Origin of the sequence: Leuconostoc gasicomitatum LMG 18811, from assembly GCF_000196855.1 — a bacterium.
Classification (GTDB): Bacteria; Bacillota; Bacilli; order Lactobacillales; family Lactobacillaceae; genus Leuconostoc; species Leuconostoc gasicomitatum.
Window position 1 is genome coordinate 617477 of the sequence record NC_014319.1, and the last position, 20368, is coordinate 637844.

Below are 20368 nucleotides of genomic sequence, written 5' to 3' on the forward strand. Positions count from 1 at the left end.
AAGATATAGACTCGGAGCCTAAAAATGAAATTAAATGATATAACAATACTTGAAAATCAATCGTTAGCCCCATATGCACATACGCAAGTTGGGGGTAAGGTTGATTACTTAGCCATGCCAAAGACACATTTAGAGTTACAACAATTATTGAATTGGGCAAAATCTCAAGAACAGCCAGTACATATATTTGGACGATTGTCTAATCTAGTTGTTCGAGATGGTGGTTTACGTGGGTTGTCAATTTTATTACACGATTTACGTGACATTAAAATTGATCAACATACAATTACAGCAGATGCAGGAGCAGACCTAATCTTAGTGACTGAAACTGCAATGACACATGGCCTAGCTGGTTTAGAATGGGCTGCTGGTATTCCTGGTTCTGTTGGCGGTGCAGTTTTTATGAATGCAGGCGCTTATGGCGGACAAACAGAGATGGTGGTTACCACGGTCACGGCAATTATGCCAGATTTGAAAATACAAACTTTTAATTTAAATGAATTAGAATTTGGTTATCGTCACTCCGTTTTTCAAAAAAATGGCGGTGTGATTGTTAATGTCACATTTACTTTGACACCAGACGTGAAATCAGATATTCAATTACGAATGGATGTTAATAACTATCGACGAGCTGATAAACAACCGTTAAATTATCCATCGAATGGGTCAGTTTTTAAACGACCAGAGGGGTATTTTGCCGGCAAATTGATTATGGATTCAGATCTTCAAGGTGCGCGTATTGGGGGCGTTGAGGTGTCGAAAAAGCATGCTGGGTTCATGGTCAATATCGACAATGGTACGGGAAACGATTATGAAGATTTGATTCATCACGTACAGGCAACTGTTAAAAAGAAATTTAACGTGACATTAGAAACTGAAGTGCGGATCATAGGGGAGAGATAAATTTATGGTGATATTAGAATTAGTGGTTATTTTGATAGTGTCGGTGACAGTATCAAATGTAGTATCACATTTTATACCTGATGTACCAATTAGTTTATTTCAAATTGCTATTGGTCTGTTGCTCTCATTAGCTTTTGGCATATTTATTAAAATAGATTCACATTGGTTTATGTTACTGTTTGTGGCACCATTGTTATATAATGATGCTTGGCGATTTCCAAAGCATGAATTATGGGAATTGCGTGGTCCTATTTTAGGCAATGCAATTATACTGGTGTTGTTGACAACATTAGTTGGTGGATTCTTCATACACTTATTAATGCCACAATTAGAAACCTCTGTAGCATTGGCCTTAGCCGCAGTTGTATCACCAACAGATCCTGTGGCGGTACAGGCGATTGCCAAACGTGTGAAATTACCAAAAACTGTTTTGCATATTGTTTCAGGTGAAAGTTTAATTAACGATGCAAGCGGTTTGGTTAGCTTTAATACCGCTATTAAGGCGACAGTTGCCGGTACGTTTTTACTAAGTCATGCTATTGGAAATTTTTTTTGGATGACAATCGTTGGTTTAATTATTGGTTTATTACTTGGCAGCCTTCTAAATTGGCTCGGTGATGTTTTTGATCGTGTTGGCCTGAACGATGTGGTATTTCATACAGTTGTCACGATACTGGCACCCTTTTTAATTTATTGGGTAGCAGAAGATATATTTCATGCATCGGGGGTCATTGCGGTTGTTGCCGGTGCAATTATAACAAAAATATTAAGTGATCAGCATGTTGACGCGCGAAATCCAGAAATTTCAATTACTGGTATTAGAACATGGGAAATATTTGTCTATTTATTAAACGGTATTATTTTCGTATTATTGGGAATTGAATTGCCCCCAGCACTTGCTGCTGTTGTCCAAAATTCACAAATGAACACAGGACATGCTATTTTTTATGGTATTGTTGTTTGGTTTATCATATTTGCTATTCGAACATTTTGGGCTTATGGCAATCAAGTTGCATTATATCTTAAAACCAGAGAAACGAAACCCGCATTCAATATGGCAGTCACATCAGGGTTAACAGGTGTGCGTGGCGCTGTTACAATGGCTGCTGTTATGACAGTGCCAACTATTATTAATGATGGCACTGCTTTTCCACAACGAGATTTATTAGTGTTTGTTGCGGCTGTTGTTGTTATTGTGAGTTTACTTGTAGCAACTATCATGTTACCAATTATGACAAAAGAACGTTCAGCACATGATTTCACACAACCTGAAATGTTGGATTCAGAAGCTGTGGCAACTGAGACGATCAAACCTGAAATGACGGAATCTCAAGCACGTATTTTTGCTATTCAAGTAGGCATTCAAACATTACGAGAACAGCAACGTGAAGATAATCGTGCTATTGTATACGAGTTGATTACACGAAAACAAGGGACGATTGCCCAAATTAAGCGCCAGCTAATAGGTAATACGTCAGGTTTCACAAGTTCGGATGATTCAGAATTACGTCTTATTGGCCTGCAAGCACAACGAGATCGTTTACAACAATTGTTAGTTCAGGAGGATATTTCGCCCTTAACCTTTTCATCACAATCCAGACGGTTGGAACGGCTCGAAAATTTGATAGCTGCTGACGCACATTATCATTTTTCATCGCAGTGGGCTTTGGTGCTCATGCGTCGCGGATTGCGTAGCATTCGTATCTGGTTTTCAGATGAAACAAGCGCGAAAATTAAAAAAGAAACATCTCTTGCTATTCGTGAAACCTCTAAAGAAGCTATCAAGGCGCTTTCAGCTTATATGGAAAAATATAGTGGCGACACCGTAACACATCGGATGGAGCGTCAAAATGCTTATAATTTAATTGTGACATATCGTTATCGTATCGAAAATGAAAAACATGTTGATACACCGGAGCAACGTCAATTGGATGATAAAATAAGGATGGAGCTAGAATTGAAAGCATTAAACGCTCAGCGTGAAACTATTCAAAATTTATATGAACAACGACGTATCACACGTCAAGCTGGTATTAATATCAGGCAATTTATTAATTTTTCTGAAACAGCAGCCTTAGCTGGAAAAGACGAAGAGTAGCTGTATGGCACACTACGTATGTTAGACGTATTATTGAAATGATGTAAAGGGGAAAAAATGTTATCGTACCTAACAATTAACAATCTTATGCATGCGGTCGATATTCTAATTATTTGGTTTTTAATGTATAAAATTATTCAATTTGTAGAAGGCACACGAGCACTGCAAATTTTATTTGGGGTTGGCACTGTCATTTTAGTCAAGGTAGTTAGTTGGTATCTTGGATTAATGACACTTTCTTGGGTGATGGATCAGTTAATCACATGGGCGCCAATTGCTTTAGTTGTCATTTTCCAACAAGAAATTAGACGAGGCTTAGAAACTTTAGGACGTCGCTTAACTGTGCGACGCGCACATATTGATAATACTGTTGAACATCAGTTAATTAAGAGTTTAGATGATGCTTTGCAGTACATGTCTAAACGACGCATTGGGGCACTAATTACAATTCAGCGCGAAGATCATTTGGATGAATACATTAAGACCGGGATTAAACTTGATGCCAATGTGACCGGACAATTGTTGATTAATACTTTTATTCCAAATACGCCACTACATGATGGTGCAGTCATTATTAGTAAAAGCCGTATTGCAGTAGCGGCAGCCTATTTGCCACTTTCAGAGAGTACGCGTATACCTAAAGAGTTAGGGACGCGGCATCGTGCAGCGGTGGGTATTTCTGAAGCCAGCGATGCGATTACTGTGGTTGTGTCAGAAGAAACTGGTGAAATTTCTATTACGCAAAAAGGTGATTTGCTCAGACATATGGATCAAAAAAGTTACTTGAATTTCTTCGAACATCAATTTTTACCAGCAGCAGATGATGCTGTGACTAAGATGCATTGGTGGCGCAAAGGAGGACAATTACGATGAAAAAAATAGGTCAGTCAAAAATTGTTAATCTTGCCATCGCGTTTGTTATTGCTATTTTATTGTCGTCGTATGTGTTAAGCACTCGGTCAACCAAATTATCAAGCAATGGGTCTAATAATTTTTCAACAATCATACCTGAAAAAAAGGCGACATTAAAAGTGGCTTTGAATGTACAATTTGATAATGATAAGTATGTTGTTATAGGGGCACCAACGACAGTACAAGTTGATATTGAAGGTTCGGGAGCTTTAGTTTCTGCGGCACAAAGTCGTAATGATATTCAAACAAGTATAGATTTAAGAGGTTTAAAATCTGGAAAGCATACTGCTACAGTAGCACTCCGTGGTGTCAATGCCTCTTTAACGTCAACAGTTAATCCACAAAAAGTAACAGTCACTATTGCACGGAAAACGTCAGCAACATTACCTATTAATGTGAGCTATAATAAAAATAATATTGCTAAAGGTTATACGGCAAGTGAACCGACAACAGAACCAAAACATGTGACAATTAGCGGCCCAAAATCAAATGTTGATGCGGTTACTAGTATTGCTGCACGTCTAAATTTGCCAAGTGGCGTAAAGGAATCATTAACCCGCACTGCGCAACTTGTAGCCTTAGATAAAAATGGCAATACAGTAGAAGTTAATTTGAGCCGTCAAACTGTTGATGCCACGTTAGTAATTGCACCGGAAGACTCAAAGCGACTGACCTTAAACGCCAGCGTTAAGAATGGCGGGTCTAACAACTATCAAATTACGTTTGATCCGAAAACAGTGACGGCATATGGGTCATCTGATATACTTAATACCATGGATAATATTAGTGTGTCGGTTGATGTTGGTAATATCCGAAACGGAGGGACTGTTAACGTTAGCTTACCTAGCATTGACGGAATTGTACGTTATGATAAGACTAATGTGACGGCCACAGTCTCACAGATAAAAGTTAATAACAATAATAATAGTGAAAGTAGTATGAGCGACAGTTCAAGTGCGAGCTCAGCTGTTTCATCAAGCGCTTCAGCATCTAGTGGTACTGATACGAGTGATGCTAAGACTTCAAGTAGTAACTAGAGAAGGTGAGATAAAAATATGTCAGATATTAAATTAAAATACTTTGGAACAGATGGTGTACGTGGTATTGCTAATGAGTCATTAACACCAGAATTAGCATTTCGTTTGGGACGTACGGGTGGCGCAATTTTAACACAGCATGCTGAAAGCCATAAAAAGCCAGTTGTTATTGTTGGACGAGATACAAGAATTTCTGGTGAAATGTTACAGCAAGCGATTGTTGCTGGCTTTTTGTCTGTCGGCATTGATGTTTTGAGTTTAGGCGTTATTACGACACCGGCAGTCGCGTTTTTAGTACAGAATTTGGAAGCAGATGCTGGTGTGCAAATTACAGCTTCACATAATCCTGCCGCAGATAATGGCATTAAATTTTTTGGTAATGATGGTTTTAAGTTATCAGACGAACTGGAATATGAGATTGAGCAGTTATTGGATGCACCAACAGATACATTGCCAAGACCTAGCGCTGAAGGAATTGGTGTCGTTAATAATTATCCTGAAGGTGCTTTACGGTATATGAGCTTCTTACAAAAAACAATTCCGACAGACCTTGTGGGTATGCGTGTGGCACTTGATGGTGCTAATGGGGCAACAAGTGGGTTATTAGCACGTCTATTTGCAGATTTAAACGTTGAATTTGTCACTATGGGAACAGAACCAAATGGTTTAAATATTAATGATGGCGTAGGATCAACTCATCCTGAAGCATTAGCCGAGCTTGTCAAAGCAAATGATGTACAAGCTGGTTTATCATTTGATGGTGATGGTGATCGATTGATTGCAGTCGATGAAAACGGCGAAATTGTTGATGGTGATAAAATTGTGTTTATCATTGGTAAATTTATGAATGAACAAGGAAGACTTAAACATCATACAGTTGTTTCGACAATTATGAGTAATATTGGTTTTTATAAAGCGCTGAAGGACAATGACATGATGAGCGTACAAACTGCCGTTGGTGATCGTTATGTTATGGAAGAAATGTCTAAATCGGACTATAATCTTGGTGGTGAGCAATCAGGGCATATCATTTTCCGCGACTGGGCTACAACTGGTGACGGGCTATTGACAGCCTTACAATTGTTGTATGTTATGAAGGAAACTGGTACAAAATTATCTGAGTTAGCGGAAGCAGTTCAAGTGTATCCTCAAAAATTAGTTAACATTAAAGTTGGCGATAAAGTCGCTATTCAACAAAATCCAGCTGTTGTTAGTAAAATTGCAGAGGTAGAGGCACAAATGGCCGGAGATGGTCGTGTACTCGTACGCCCTTCAGGTACAGAGTCATTGATTAGAGTAATGGCTGAAGCACCTACAACAGAGCTTGTTGAGCGTTATGTTGAAATGATTGCTGATGTTGTTCGTGAGCAGGCAATGCAATAAAAATGATTAAAGCGCCAAGTTTATTAAAACTCTGGTGCTTTTTTTGATATAATAGAGTATAAAACTATAATTTAAAAGGGAAAAAAACCGTGTCACAAGACAGCTTTAAAAAATATTTATTAACAGAGTTCAATATTCAATTTAATGATGATTCACTGCTGCAAGAGGCCTTGACGCAACGTAATTATTTGAATGAACACCAAGACGAGTCAGGTCGTGATTATCAACGACTAGAATTTTTGGGTGATTCCGTTATGCAAGTTTCGGTAGCTGAATACCTGTTCAAGCGCTATCCTAATTGGCATGAAGGTCAGCTAACAGAAATGCGTATTGCAATGGTGCAAACTCGCTCTTTTGCGCACTTCTCACGTGTCGTGCACTTAAATGAAGGCATTCGTCTTGGAAAAGGTGAAGAAATGTCAGGCGCACGTGACCGTGATTCATTGTTGGAGGATATATGGGAGGCTTTTATTGGCGCCTTATATTTAGATCAAGGCCTTGAGGCTGTTAGTGTTTTTTTGGACCAAACGTTATTTGCAGCAATCGATACAGATTTTTTTGATCGCTTTATTGATTTCAAAAGTCGATTGCAAGAAAAACTTCAAAAAAATGGTGCGGTTGATATCTACTATCGTACCGAAAGTGAACAACCATTAGCAGGAAATACACAATTGTTTGAAGCTAGTATTTCAGTTGATGATCACGAATTGGCACGTGGTACGGGTAAATCGATTAAAGATGCCGAAAAGGCTGCTGCGCGTACTGCATTAAAACTATTGGAAGATAAGTAAACTATGAAACTTAAATCCCTTGAAATCAGTGGCTTTAAGTCCTTTGCTGATAAGACGATTATTGAATTTATGCCTGGTATGACAGGCATTGTTGGCCCAAATGGTTCAGGAAAATCTAATATTATTGAGGCAATTCGCTGGGTTATGGGTGAGCAAAGTGCCAAAGACTTGCGTGGCACAAAAATGTCAGATGTTATTTTTGGTGGTACAAATAAGCGCCATGCACTAAATCGGTCAGAGGTGTCGATGACATTTGATAATTCAGATCGTTATGTTAAGTCAGAATTTAATGAAATTCGTATTACAAGAAAATTATATCGTTCTGGTGAGAGTACGTATCAAATTAATGGTGTTGATAGTCGATTACGCGATATTCATGAATTATTTATGGATACTGGTCTCGGTCGAGAGAGCTTTTCGATTATCTCGCAAGGTCGTGTTGAAGGTATTTTTAATGCGAAACCAGAAGAGCGACGCGGAATTATTGAAGAAGTTGCTGGCGTATATAAGTATAAGCAAAATAAAGAACGTGCACAAAAAGAGTTAACACAAACAAGTGATAATTTAGCGCGAGTTGCTAACATAATTTATGAAATTCAAGGACGTATTGAGCCGCTTGCTGAACAATCAGCGCAAGCAATCGATTATATTGCACAAAAAGAGCGTTTTGAGACATTAGATACGTTAAAATTGGCGCTGACACATCGCACTTTAGAAACGCAAATCAAGGATGTAACAACTCAAGTCGAAGTTCAAGATGGGCGCGTTAATCAGATAAAGTCAACATTAGACGTATTACATAAATCATTATCAGAAAAACGTCAAGAACGTATCAGTATGCAACTCATGCGAGACAAAGTGCAGCAAGATATTTTGCATGATACGCAATCGCGAGAACGATTGATTGGTGCACAAAATTTAAGTGCACAACAAATTGATACTTTAGAGCAAAATATTGCACAAAAAAATAGTCAATTAACTGATTTTGGAAATCGATTAGCAGAATTAGAACGTCAAATTAACCAATTAACGAATGACAAGAAAAAATTCCAGAAACAACATCATGAATTACAGCAACAAATGGCGTCATTTGATAATGTCGTACAAGTAAAATTGCAAAAAAATTTGCAGTCGCAAATTGATAATCATCGTCATGTATATATACAAACAATGCAAGAAATTGCGGCATTGCGAAATGGTTTACAATCTGATCGAAAATTGCAACAGCGTTTAATCAATCGTCAGCAGGTGTTATCAACACAGCTTTTGGATGAAAAGGAAACATTATTAACTTTAAAAACAAATGCAAACTTGGATCTACCAGAACAAGGTGAGATCATAAATATTGATCGTTTAAAACGTCATGTAGATGATTTAAAAAAGCAGATTGAACACAATACAAAGCAATACCAAGATCATGAAAAACAATGGTACGATGCTTTAAATGATTTAAATAAATCGCGCAGTCAACGAGATGCGTTAACAGCTTTAGATGAATATGCAGGATTTTACCAAGGTGTACGTGTCTTGATGCAATCACAAGTGAGAAACCAATTTTTAGGCATTAAGGGCGTTGTTGCTGGGCTCATGACGGTACCAATGGACTATACACAGGCAGTTGAAACAGTTTTAGGTGGTGCATTACAGCAAGTTATTGTGGACACAACAACAACTGCTAAATCAGTTATTCGTTACTTAACGCAAAAACGTGCTGGGCGTGTTACTATTTTACCAATTGATACAATTAAGCCAAGGCAGCTAACTGGCATTGAACGCATTAAAATGAGTGATGGATTTATTGGCATTGCAGCAGATTTAGTAGAAATGCCTGCTGAAATGCATGCTATCAAATCAAATTTGTTAGGCAGTACAGTAATCGCTGAAGATCTTGATGCCGCAACCAAAATTGCACGTATGGGTAATTACCGTTTCCGTGTCGTAAGTTTGGGTGGCCAAGTTGTTAATGCAGGTGGCTCAATGACGGGTGGTGCAAACCAAAAATCAGGGACAACGATTTTGAGCCGTCAGACGGAGTTAAATCAATTAAATGAGCGTTTGGCTGTCCTGACACAAACGACTCAAAAACTAGAAAAATCAGTACAGGATCAACGTCTTCAAGGTGATGAATTACGATCAGAATTACTGCTATCACAAACACAATTTGCTAATGCAAAAAATGAAACAGCACAAATAGATTATGATTTGGCACGACGAAAAGATGCCGTTAAGCAACAAACACGTGTTTTACAGGCATTGCAAATAGAGAGTGAAGATTTGGCGAAACAATTAGTTGACGTGGATACGCAGTTACATGTTAACCAAAAAAGTCTTGATTTAGCACAAAATGCACAAAAAGATCAAGAAGTTGAAGCAGCCAAATTAGATCAACAACTAGCTGATATTTCAATTCAGTCGCAAGTCAGCAGTGAGCAAAAAGCCACAGTGCAAACGAATTATGCTACAGTGCAAGCAAAGATGGACAGCTTAGCCACTCAAATAAACTTGTTACTAGCACAAAAAGATGACATACAACAACAAAAAGACGATGTTGAAAATGCTTTAAATGCGTCAAATGAGCAGTTAATTGCAGCAAAAAACAATGCTAACAATATTGAGAAAGTGGACACCATAACGCAAAGGCTTGAAGTAATACAAACTAAATTTGATGACTATACCAAACGGCTAAATAGCTTAACTGACTTGGTTGTCACAATAGAAAGCCAGTTTGCGACACAACAAGAAACATTACGTGTTAATAATAGTAAACAAAATCAAGTTGTGGGACAATTAACGCGTTTAGAGTCAGAACTTGATAATGTGCAAACACAGTTATTGACACAATATGATATTGTAGATATAACAGATATTGTAGCCAGTCATGATATTAATGAATTATCAAATATCGAATCACAATTAGTCTTGTTAAAGCGGAGTCTAGATGAAATTGGTTCAGTTAATATGGATGCAATTTCAGAATATGAAGAAGTGAAAACCCGTTTTGAATTTCTAACAAGGCAACGTGATGATTTAAAAATGGCTCGTGAGACATTATTACAAACAATTGATGAAATGGATAAAGAGGTTCAAATTCGTTTTAAACAAACCTTTGATGCCGTGGCAGCAAGATTTTCAAATATTTATACGCAAATGTTTGGCGGTGGTCGTGCTGAAATTTGCTTGACAGACCCAAAACATCTTCTGACTACAGGTATTGACATTACGGCACAACCACCTGGGAAAAAATTTCAACAAATGAGTCTGCTATCTGGTGGTGAAAAAGCACTTACTGCTATTACGTTATTGTTTGCAATATTACATGTGCGGCCTGTACCATTTGTTGTATTGGATGAAGCAGAGGCAGCATTAGACGAAGCAAACGTTGATCGTTTTGCTAAATATTTATATCATTTTTCAGGGGATACCCAATTTATTGTTATCACGCATCGCAAAGGGACTATGGTGAAAGCTAATTTATTGTACGGTGTAACGATGCAAGAAGCAGGCGTTTCTAAGATGATTGCAGTTGATTTGGATAAAGCAACAGAAAGCGTAGAGTAAGATGGGATTATTTGATATTTTTCGTAAAAAAAAGATTGAAGAAAGTAGTGAAGTGTCGAAAGATTCTGTCGAATCATTATCAAATCAGGACAATTCTGCAGTACATGAGATACCAGAAGAGATACAAGAGCCAAAGGTAGAACAGAATCTAGATGCAATTGAAGAGTCGGTGTCTGAACATGTTTCCAAAAGTGATCCAATACAGGAACCAGAACTAAGCGTTGAACCAGAAGTTGTAGAACAACAAATTTATACTAAAGGTTTAGAAAAATCTCGAACTGGATTTGCTGCCCGATTTAATAAATTTTTAGCAAATTTTCGCTCGGTTGATGAAGATTTTTTTGAAGACTTAGAAGAGACTTTGGTTGGTGCTGATGTTGGCTTTGATATGGCGATTAAGATTTCAGACGACTTGCGTGAAGAAGTTAAACTTGAAAATGTACATCGCCCAGAAGATGTACGTGATGTGATCATTAAAAAAATGGTTGATATGTATGAAGCTGATGGTGTTAATGAAGATGCAACTATGCATTTTAATGTCAATGGCACAACAGTAATCTTATTAGTTGGTGTTAATGGTGTTGGAAAAACGACCACAATTGGTAAGTTGTCCACAAAATATCAACAACAAGGGAAGTCTGTTTTACTTGCAGCAGCAGACACTTTCCGTGCTGGGGCAACAAAACAACTGCAAGAATGGGGCATACGAGCAGGTGTGCCAGTTGTAGCTGGAAAAGAAAAAGCAGATCCGGCATCGGTCGTCTTTGAAGCGGTGGCTAAAGCACGTGATGAACATTATGATATTTTGTTTGTCGACACAGCAGGCCGTTTACAAAATAATGTTAATTTGATGCAAGAATTAGAAAAAATGAAGCGCATTATTAAACGTGAAATACCAGGTGCACCACATGAAGTATTGTTAGTGCTTGATGCTACAACTGGTCAAAATGCATTACAGCAGGCAAAACTATTTAAAAATTCATCTGATGTGACCGGAATTGTTTTGACAAAGATGGATGGGACAGCAAAAGGTGGGATTGTATTTGCCATTAGAAATGACATGCAATTACCAGTAAAGTGGGTTGGATTTGGCGAAAAGGCCAGTGATTTACGAGAATTCAAGCCTGAAGAATTCATATATGGCATGTTTAAGGATTTAATGGCATGAATTTTAAGGAAAAAAATCATATTAACGGCTTGTTTGGATTTTATGGCGAATTATTAACGATTAAACAACAAGACTATTTACGTTATTATTTCGAAGATGACTATTCAATTGTCGAAATCGCAGAAGTCGAAACGGTTAGTCGTCAGGCAGTTTCTGACAATATTAAACGCGGCATTGACCAATTGTTGAAATATGAGCACGTTTTGCATCTGCAAGAAAAATTTGAGACACGTTCAGCAATTGAGACGCAAGTCCAAGATTACATTTCAGTATATTATAATAAAGATAATGTGTTAAAAAAACTTGTGTCGCAACTTATGGCACATGAAATAGAAGATTAAATTATACGCTAAAAAGGAGAAAAGTAACTGGTAACATGATGATTCGTACATTAAAAGTGTACAGTGTATTATCTGACCTAGCTGCTTTAATATCATAATTATGGCATTTGAAAATTTAACTGAGCGTCTTTCCAAGGCGATGAAGAATCTCACTGGCCGCGGGCGTGTGAGTGAAGAGGACTTACGTGCAACCATGCGTGAAATCCGTTTAGCACTATTAGAGGCTGATGTTAATTACGATACAGTCAAAAAATTTGTTGCTAATGTGCGTGAAAAAGCGAGTGGTGCCGATATTTTGGAAGGGTTAAATCCTGCGCAGCAAGTCGTTAAAATTGTTAATGATGAATTAACAACAACCATGGGTGAAGAAGCAGCGCCACTGAATAAGTCACCTAAAATTCCGACAATCATTATGATGGCAGGACTTCAGGGTGCTGGAAAAACGACGACTGTCGCTAAGTTAGCTTATAAATTAAAAAAAGAAGAAAATGCGCGACCACTTTTGATTGCAGCTGATGTTTATCGACCAGCAGCAATTGATCAGTTAGAAATACTAGGTCGTGATTTAGAAATTCCAGTGTTTCAGCTTGGAACAGCCGTTAATCCACGCGAAATTGTTCGCCAAGGGTTAGCAAAAGCTGCCGAAAATAAAAATGACTATGTCTTTATTGATACGGCAGGCCGTTTACAAATTGATGATGTATTAATGCAAGAACTGAAAGATGTGGCTGAAATTGCACATCCAGACGAAATTTTGCTGACAGTTGATGCAATGACTGGACAAAATGCTGCCGAAACCGCCAAAGGTTTCTCAGCAGCATTAGATTTAACAGGTGTTGTCTTAACAAAATTAGATGGCGATACACGAGGCGGTGCCGCACTTTCAATTCGTGATGTGACAGGGAAACCAATTAAATTCGTTGGACAAGGTGAGAAACCAACAGATTTAGATGTATTCTATCCAGACCGTATGGCTTCACGTATTTTAGGTATGGGCGATGTGCTTACATTAATTGAAAAAGCGCAACGCGATTTTGATGAAGAAGCACAAGCTAAGCAACTTGAAAAAATGCGTCAAAACACGTTTGATTTCAACGATTTCGTTGCCCAGTTGAAACAAGTGCAAAGCATGGGCCCAATGGAAGATTTGTTAAAAATGATTCCAGGTATGGCAAACAATCCGGCTTTGGCAAATGTCAATATTGATGCAAAACAATTTTCTCATTTGGAAGCAATCGTGAATTCGATGACACCGGCTGAACGTGAAGATCCTGACTTAATCAATCCATCCCGTCGCCGCCGACTAGCAGCTGGTGCGGGACGCCCTATTATCGAAGTAAACCGTATGATCAAGCAATTTGATCAAATGCGTAAAATGATGAATCAAGCGACGAATGGTAATTTTGGTGGCATTGACAAAATGATGGGCGGGTCTGGTATGGACATGTCCTCAATGATGGGTGGCGGCGGTATGCCATCTGGAAACTTTGGCCAAAAAGTTCAAAATTTTGCTATTAAACAAGCAGCACGACGCTTACAAAAAGCAAAAAAGAAGCGTGGTAAAAAATAATGCAACGGTTAGAACTTGTATTACCAGTACTCGTATTTGTTGTTATGTTAGGTGCAAATATATTAAATGCACCAAATTTATCGATACCTATCGTGTTACTGGCAGTCGTTTCAGCAGCAGTACCGAGCATCATTATTTTTGGATTGATTAAATTCTTAGAATGGTGGATAAAGCGTTAACTATATGCGTGACAGACTATACTGTGTTGTTGTACATGAATTGGTTTGAAATCAAAGGAGAAATATGTCAATTAAATTGATTGCATCAGATTTAGATGCGACTTTTCTAAAAAATGATAAAACATTTAACGAAGTATTATTTCAAGAAGTGCTTGATAAATTGCATGCACAAGGTGGTCAGTTTGTTGTTGCAACTGGTAATCATGTTCAAAAAGTACGTGATTACTTTAAAAATTTTTCCGGTCAGTATCAGTTAATTGCTAACAATGGGGCAGAAGTTATTTTAGATGGTGAACTGATGCACGTTTGGTCAGTTTCTGCAGATGTTCCAGCAGTTGTTGATAATTTGGCTAATAAATATAAAGCGGAATTACAGTTAGGTGTATCTTTTGTTGCTGCAAACAAAGCCTTTATGATTGTTAAGAACCCCAATGATGAGCATCTTGATTTTGCCAAAAAATATTTTGAAAATCTGACATTGATTAATTCTGTAACTGAAATTAATGAACCTATTTTAAAAGTATCATTAGTTTTGCCGCGTTTGGAATATGAATTTATGCGTGAAATTAAATTATTACTTGGCAATAAAGTACATGTGACAACTTCAGGTTATGGGGCAATTGATATTGTCAATCCAAATGTCAACAAGGCTAATGCTCTAACTTATATTGCAGAAACATTAAATGTCAAGCCATCTGAAATTATGGCCTTTGGTGATGGTTTAAATGATTTAGAAATGTTAGAGTATGTCGGTCAACCTTTTGCTATGACGAATTCTGATGAAGAGCTTTTTCAACATGATTTTGCACGTAGTGTGACGGATAATGATAACGATGGCGTCTTGAAAACAATCCTTGAAAAATTATAACACGCAAATTTTGGTGTTTTTTTTTTGACTAAAAATTAAAAAGACTTGTAATTTATTTTCATTCGTTATATACTTACTATTAGTAAGAGAAAAGGAAGAATTAAATTATGACAAAATATGGTGTTCTAGTAGGTTCTATTAGAAAGAATTCGTATTCACAAGGTGTAGCAGAAGCACTAGTTGCTGGTTTACCGGATGATGCCGAGGTAACATACATCAATATTAGTGAGTTACCATTGTATAGTCAGGACTATGATGCACAGTCACCTGAATCTTATGATGTCTTTCGCTCAGAGATTGCTAAACAAGACGCATTTATTTTCGTAACACCAGAACATAATCGTAGTATTTCAGCTGCTTTGAAAAATGCATTAGATGTTGGTTCACGTCCTTGGGGTGAAAGTGTTTGGACTGGAAAACCAGCATTAGTGGCATCACAATCAATATCAGGTATATCTGGTGTGCTAGCACACCATGTGTTACGACAATCATTAGTATTTTTAGATATGCCAACAATGCAACAACCTGAATTGTATATTGGAAACGTTCAGTCTCTTGCAGATGACTCAGGTCATATAACAAATCCTGATACAAAAGCATTTCTTGGTGATGCCGCCCAGAAGTTTGTATCATTTGCAAATAAGTTTGAATAAGAAATATCATATAAATTAACTTTTTAAAATTTTGCATAACAGTGTGATAAAAGAATAGATTACAATGCACAGTTGCTAATGCTTAATAGTGGTACATAAACTTTGATAATGGGAAAATCCTATATCAAAGTTTTTTAATTTCATCATTTTTAAGTGATAAAGATGGTTATTTCCGCAAGTATGTGGCAAATAAGCAAATGGATATGTAAGCGCTTTCTTGATAAGATATAGATACTAAAAGGAGGAATAAAAGATGAGTAACAGTTTATCAAAAGAATTTCTTTGGGGTGGTGCGGTTGCCGCTCATCAATTAGAAGGCGGTTGGCAAGAGGGCGGCAAGGGTATTAGTGTCGCGGATGTTATGACTGTGGGTAAGCCAGGACAAGAACGTGCCATTACAAATGGTGTTTTGCCAGATGAATATTATCCTAATCATGATGCAATTGACTTTTACCATCGTTACAAAGGAGATATTGCTTTATTGAAGGAAATGGGATTTAAATGTTTTAGAACATCAATTGCTTGGACTAGAATATATCCCACTGGAGAAGAGAGTGAACCAAATGAAGCAGGACTGAAGTTCTATGACGATTTATTTGATGAACTGCTAAAAAATGATATTGAACCAATTATTACGCTCTCACATTTTGAGTTACCCTATAATCTCGTGACTAAGTATGGTGGTTTTCGAAATCGCAAACTAATTGATTTATTTGTTAAATTTGCTGCGACATGTTTTACACGCTATCAAAACAAAGTCAAATATTGGATGACATTTAATGAAATCAATAATCAGGCAAATTATGATAGTGATTTCTTGGTATTTACTAATTCTGGTCTTCGCTTTAAACCCGGTGAAAATAGAGAGGAAGGTATGTATCAGTCAGCTCATAATGAATTAGTCGCAAGTGCTCGCGTTGTTAAGTTAGGGCATGAAATCAACCCTGATTTTCAAATTGGCTGCATGATTGCTATGGGACCTGTTTATCCAGCAACTATGAATCCAGATGATGTTTTGGCTGCTCAAAAAGCAATGGAAAAAAATTATTTCTTTGCTGATGTTCATGTTAATGGCTTTTATCCAGAGTTCTTGAAAAAATACTGGGCACGCAAGGGATTTGATATTAATATCACACCGCAAGACGAAGCAGATTTGAAGGCTGGAACGGTTGATTACATTGGATTTAGTTATTATATGTCACATGCTGTTAAGAAAAACAGTGAGACGCCTTTTGATGATATGACACCTCAAAATAGTCAAGTGAAAAACACCTATTTGGAGGCTAGCGATTGGGGATGGCAAATTGATCCTAAAGGTTTACGCTATGCATTAAATTGGTTTACTGATAAATATCATTTACCTTTATTCATTGTTGAAAATGGTTTTGGTGCATATGATAAAGTTGAGGCAGATGGTAAGATACACGATTCATATCGTATTGATTATTTGCGCGAACATATTCGTCAAATGATACTTGCTGTTGTAGAAGATGGTGTGGATTTGATTGGTTACACACCGTGGGGGTGCATTGACTTGGTGTCAGCAGGTACTGGGGAAATGGATAAACGCTATGGCTTTATCTATGTGGATAAAAACAATAAAAATGAAGGCACTTTAAAGCGTAGCAAGAAAGACTCATTTTATTGGTTTAAAGATGTCATTGCGTCAAACGGTGAAAACTTGAAATAGAAAAGGAAAATTATTATGAAAAAAGCATTGATTATTTGCGCCGCAGGTATGTCATCATCAATGATGGCAAAAAAAACAACTGATTATTTTAAAGAACAGCATAAAGACATCGAAATGGATGCTATTACTGCTACAGAGGGAGAAGATGCTATTCGTGCAGGCGAGTTTGATTTATATCTAATTAGCCCCCAGACAAGTATGTATCTTGACGGCTTTCAAAAAATAGGGCAAGAAGTCGGGAAACCAGTCGTTTCGATTCCGTTTAATGCTTATATTCCTATTCCAATGGGTATCGAAAAAATGGCCAAATTGGTCGAGGAAAGTATTTAAAAGTTAAGATAGTTGAGGTGTAATGATGAAGGAAAGCGATTTACTACGCTACTTATTAGAGAACCAAGAACGTTTTGTTACCAGTGAGGAATTGGCTGGTATTTTGTCATTATCGCCAAGGACTATTCGAAACTACATTAAAGTGCTAAAAACAAAATTAGTTTTACATGGTGCTGTATTAGAATCAAAGCCTAGTTTTGGTTATTGTTTGCATATTTCTCATCCAGTGACATTTGATTTATTTTTGAATAAAAATTATCAATTATCGCAGTGGCATGAAAATAATACGGAAGAAATTGATATTGCCGATCGACAAAAATATATTCTCAATAAATTAGTTATTGAGAGTAAAAAAATGTTAATAGAAGATTTAGCACAAAGATTGTTTGTTACACGATCAACGTTGTCAAAAGATTTGTCAATTATCCGCAAAAAATTGATGCCATATGCATTAACCATTGAAAACAAGCCACATAGTGGCATCTTTGTGACAGGCTTGGAGCGCAATCGACGTCATTTCATTTTAGATTATTTTTTTACTCATAATGATAATTCTTTTCAACATTATATGGAAAATAAATCATTTTTTAAGAAAATAAGCTTTGATCAAATTACAATTATTGTGCTTGATGAATGTCGTGAATCAGGGATTTATTTGACGGATTTCACAATTCAAAATATTGTGTTATATATTGCGCTGAGTGTGCAACGTATGGCCGGTGGATTTGAATTACAACCAGTTGATTTTGATGATAGTTTGGAAACACGCCAAGTATATACTGTGGCAGAAAATATTATTCATCGTTTGGAAAATAGTTACCACCTGAAGGTGCCCAAAAGTGAAGTAGCCTATTTAACAATTCAATTGTTAGCTAAAGGAAAAAACATTAATGTTACAAACGATGAAGCTTTACATGAAGATTTAGATTTTGTACTACAACAAATTGAAGAGGCAACTGGTTGCCCAATATCTCAGGATTATGATCTTAAAAAGAATTTAATTGCACACTTGAAACCCATGATTGTTAGACTTGAACAGGGGTTGCAACTCAAAAATCCGTTGCTACAAGAAATAAAAGCAAATTATTCTCATTACTTCTCAGATGTTAAACGATATGTGCATTTGTCGCGCTATTTATCTAAATTTGATATCAATGATGATGAAATCGCGTATCTTGCATTGCATCTTATGGCTGCAGCTGAAAAATACCGAGATTTGAATAAACCTAAAGTTTTACTGATATGCGCGACTGGTTATGGGTCAGCACAATTGTTAAATAACCGTCTTGAAAAAGAGTTTGGGAAACAATTAAATATTATTGGTATTAAGGGATATTATGAGATTGATGATGCGGCATTAAATGGTGTTGATATTATTATTAGCACAATTGATTTATCAACACAGGTTTTTAAAATACCCGTTGTTCAAGTGAGTGTTTTCTTGACAGAAAACGATATTAAAAAGTTAGGACATTTTTTAAATAATTTAAATGATAATTCGCGTCAATTGAGCAGTGTAACGACTAAGGATGTGACTAACAGTCAGTCAACAAATTATTTCGATCAATTTACGGATGTCTCACGTTTTAAAATTTGGCGAGTACCCACTGATCGAGAAGATGTTTTAAATCAATTAAGTGATATGCTTTTGACAGATGAGCCAGCAGAATTTAAACAAGAACTACTAGATCAAATTGATCAACGTGAATTACTCAGCGCTATAACATTTAATGATGTGATTGCAGTACCTCATCCAGCAAGAGCAATGAGCAAAGTACCTAAAATTGCCATCGGCGTTATCCCAGCAGGTTTAAAATGGTCACATTCATATCCAAATATTAAACTGGTTTTTCTTTTATCGCCATCCTATTTAAACAATCAGGGGTTAATGGCAATAACGCAAACTATCGTACATTTAGTAGACAATACAACACAACAAGCAGATTTAGTGGTAACTAAAAATTTTTCTGATTTTCGACAAAAATTTATACTGTTTATGAAGGGCGGTAAAAGTAAATGAATTCTGAAGAAATTCAAGTGATCGCGTTTGAAATTATTTTACATAGTGGTAATTCCCGTACAAATGTTCATGAAGCATTTTCAGCAATGCGTCTTAAAAACTTCAAGTTATCTGAACAAAAATTGCAAGATGCTAATACCGAACTGCTATTGGCGCATAAATCACAAACAAAATTACTTCAAACCTATGCGGCAGGAACCAAAATTGATATGGAAATTATTTTGGTTCATGCGCAAGATCATTTGATGACAACAATGACTTTGAGAGAAATGGCCATTGAAATGCAACATTTATACAAGGAGGTGAAGCAAATTGAAGGCAGCAGTCAATCAACGACGAGAGAGAGCCCAGTCGAAAGATAAACAACTAGCGGTTACAGTTGAAAAAAATCGTCAAGACATGAGTCTTAAAAGTATGCAATTTAATCGTTTTATGTTGATTCGTTATGCCACTGCGTTATTTTTCTTTGTTAATTTATATTGGGCGTTAATTATGCGCCATACGTGGGTAGTTATAATACCCTTAGCCGTCATGTTCGTGTCTGGATTTGCTATTGTAGAACAAATTAAATTGTTTGGACAGCATACAAATCAATTAATCTTTTCAAAATTATTTTTTAGAACACAATTAGCCGTCAATGTTGCTCTGATGATTAGTACAATGACACCATTATTTGCATCACTATTTCAATTTGTAAATAATACGAATCAAAATCGATACATTGTTCTAGTTATCTTGTTACTTGGTTTTGGAGTCATTCTTTTTGTTAACAAAAGGCTTACTTTGATTGCAAGTAATCATGATAAGTACTATTCGCGCTTGGTAGCATATCAAGCCATTCTTAAAAAAAATAAGGGGATGAAATAG

18 protein-coding genes are annotated in these 20368 nt (G+C 36.7%); all 18 read left to right on the top strand.

Going from position 1 to position 20368, the window contains the following annotated elements:
• Nucleotides 1-24 precede the first annotated feature (24 nt).
• A complete protein-coding gene (murB, locus tag LEGAS_RS03040; protein ID WP_013231370.1) occupies nt 25-903 on the top strand; it encodes a UDP-N-acetylmuramate dehydrogenase in 879 nt (292 codons plus the stop codon).
• Nucleotides 904-907: 4 nt separating this feature from the next.
• Entirely contained in the window at nt 908-3001 is a 2094-nt protein-coding gene (locus LEGAS_RS03045) for a Na+/H+ antiporter (protein WP_013231371.1), read from the top strand.
• Nucleotides 3002-3058: 57 nt separating this feature from the next.
• On the top strand, nt 3059-3874 hold the full coding sequence (gene cdaA / locus LEGAS_RS03050; RefSeq protein WP_010382217.1) for a diadenylate cyclase CdaA: 816 nt from the start codon (nt 3059-3061) through the stop codon (nt 3872-3874).
• Nucleotides 3871-4950, top strand: a complete 1080-nt coding sequence (locus LEGAS_RS03055) for a CdaR family protein (protein ID WP_013231372.1) — start codon at nt 3871-3873, stop codon at nt 4948-4950. The genes cdaA and LEGAS_RS03055 overlap by 4 nt, the downstream gene beginning before the upstream one ends.
• Nucleotides 4951-4968: 18 nt before the next feature.
• Nucleotides 4969-6333, top strand: coding sequence for a phosphoglucosamine mutase (glmM, locus tag LEGAS_RS03060; RefSeq protein ID WP_013231373.1), 1365 nt, complete (start codon nt 4969-4971; stop codon nt 6331-6333).
• 89 nt (nt 6334-6422) lie between these two features.
• Nucleotides 6423-7124: a ribonuclease III gene (gene rnc / locus LEGAS_RS03065; protein WP_013231374.1), complete on the top strand. Its 702-nt coding sequence runs from the start codon at nt 6423-6425 to the stop codon at nt 7122-7124.
• Nucleotides 7125-7127: 3 nt separating this feature from the next.
• A complete protein-coding gene (smc, locus tag LEGAS_RS03070) occupies nt 7128-10682 on the top strand; it encodes a chromosome segregation protein SMC (protein WP_013231375.1) in 3555 nt (1184 codons plus the stop codon).
• Between the two features lies 1 nt (nt 10683).
• Nucleotides 10684-11850: a signal recognition particle-docking protein FtsY gene (gene ftsY, locus LEGAS_RS03075; protein WP_013231376.1), complete on the top strand. Its 1167-nt coding sequence runs from the start codon at nt 10684-10686 to the stop codon at nt 11848-11850.
• A complete protein-coding gene (ylxM, locus tag LEGAS_RS03080; RefSeq protein ID WP_013231377.1) occupies nt 11847-12191 on the top strand; it encodes a YlxM family DNA-binding protein in 345 nt (114 codons plus the stop codon). Before ftsY ends, ylxM begins: the two co-directional genes overlap by 4 nt.
• Before the next feature lie 100 nt (nt 12192-12291).
• Nucleotides 12292-13761 carry a signal recognition particle protein gene (ffh, locus tag LEGAS_RS03085; RefSeq protein ID WP_013231378.1) on the top strand — a complete coding sequence of 490 codons (1470 nt, stop codon included), beginning with the start codon at nt 12292-12294 and terminating at the stop codon, nt 13759-13761.
• The gene (locus LEGAS_RS03090; protein WP_010386383.1) at nt 13761-13940 is read left to right on the top strand and encodes a hypothetical protein; all 180 of its coding nucleotides are present in this window, start codon (nt 13761-13763) and stop codon (nt 13938-13940) included. Before ffh ends, LEGAS_RS03090 begins: the two co-directional genes overlap by 1 nt.
• Before the next feature lie 64 nt (nt 13941-14004).
• Complete coding sequence (locus tag LEGAS_RS03095; protein ID WP_010385654.1) at nt 14005-14808, top strand: Cof-type HAD-IIB family hydrolase; 804 nt, start codon at nt 14005-14007, stop codon at nt 14806-14808.
• A 107-nt stretch (nt 14809-14915) separates the two neighbouring features.
• The gene (locus LEGAS_RS03100) at nt 14916-15461 is read left to right on the top strand and encodes an NADPH-dependent FMN reductase (protein WP_010385653.1); all 546 of its coding nucleotides are present in this window, start codon (nt 14916-14918) and stop codon (nt 15459-15461) included.
• 253 nt (nt 15462-15714) lie between these two features.
• Complete coding sequence (locus LEGAS_RS03105) at nt 15715-17151, top strand: 6-phospho-beta-glucosidase (RefSeq protein ID WP_013231379.1); 1437 nt, start codon at nt 15715-15717, stop codon at nt 17149-17151.
• Between the two features lie 15 nt (nt 17152-17166).
• The gene (locus LEGAS_RS03110) at nt 17167-17481 is read left to right on the top strand and encodes a PTS cellobiose transporter subunit IIB (RefSeq protein WP_013231380.1); all 315 of its coding nucleotides are present in this window, start codon (nt 17167-17169) and stop codon (nt 17479-17481) included.
• A 22-nt stretch (nt 17482-17503) separates the two neighbouring features.
• A complete protein-coding gene (locus LEGAS_RS03115; RefSeq protein ID WP_041771691.1) occupies nt 17504-19501 on the top strand; it encodes a BglG family transcription antiterminator in 1998 nt (665 codons plus the stop codon).
• The gene (locus LEGAS_RS03120) at nt 19498-19863 is read left to right on the top strand and encodes a PTS cellobiose transporter subunit IIA (RefSeq protein ID WP_013231382.1); all 366 of its coding nucleotides are present in this window, start codon (nt 19498-19500) and stop codon (nt 19861-19863) included. The genes LEGAS_RS03115 and LEGAS_RS03120 overlap by 4 nt, the downstream gene beginning before the upstream one ends.
• A complete protein-coding gene (locus LEGAS_RS03125) occupies nt 19814-20368 on the top strand; it encodes a hypothetical protein (RefSeq protein WP_013231383.1) in 555 nt (184 codons plus the stop codon). Before LEGAS_RS03120 ends, LEGAS_RS03125 begins: the two co-directional genes overlap by 50 nt.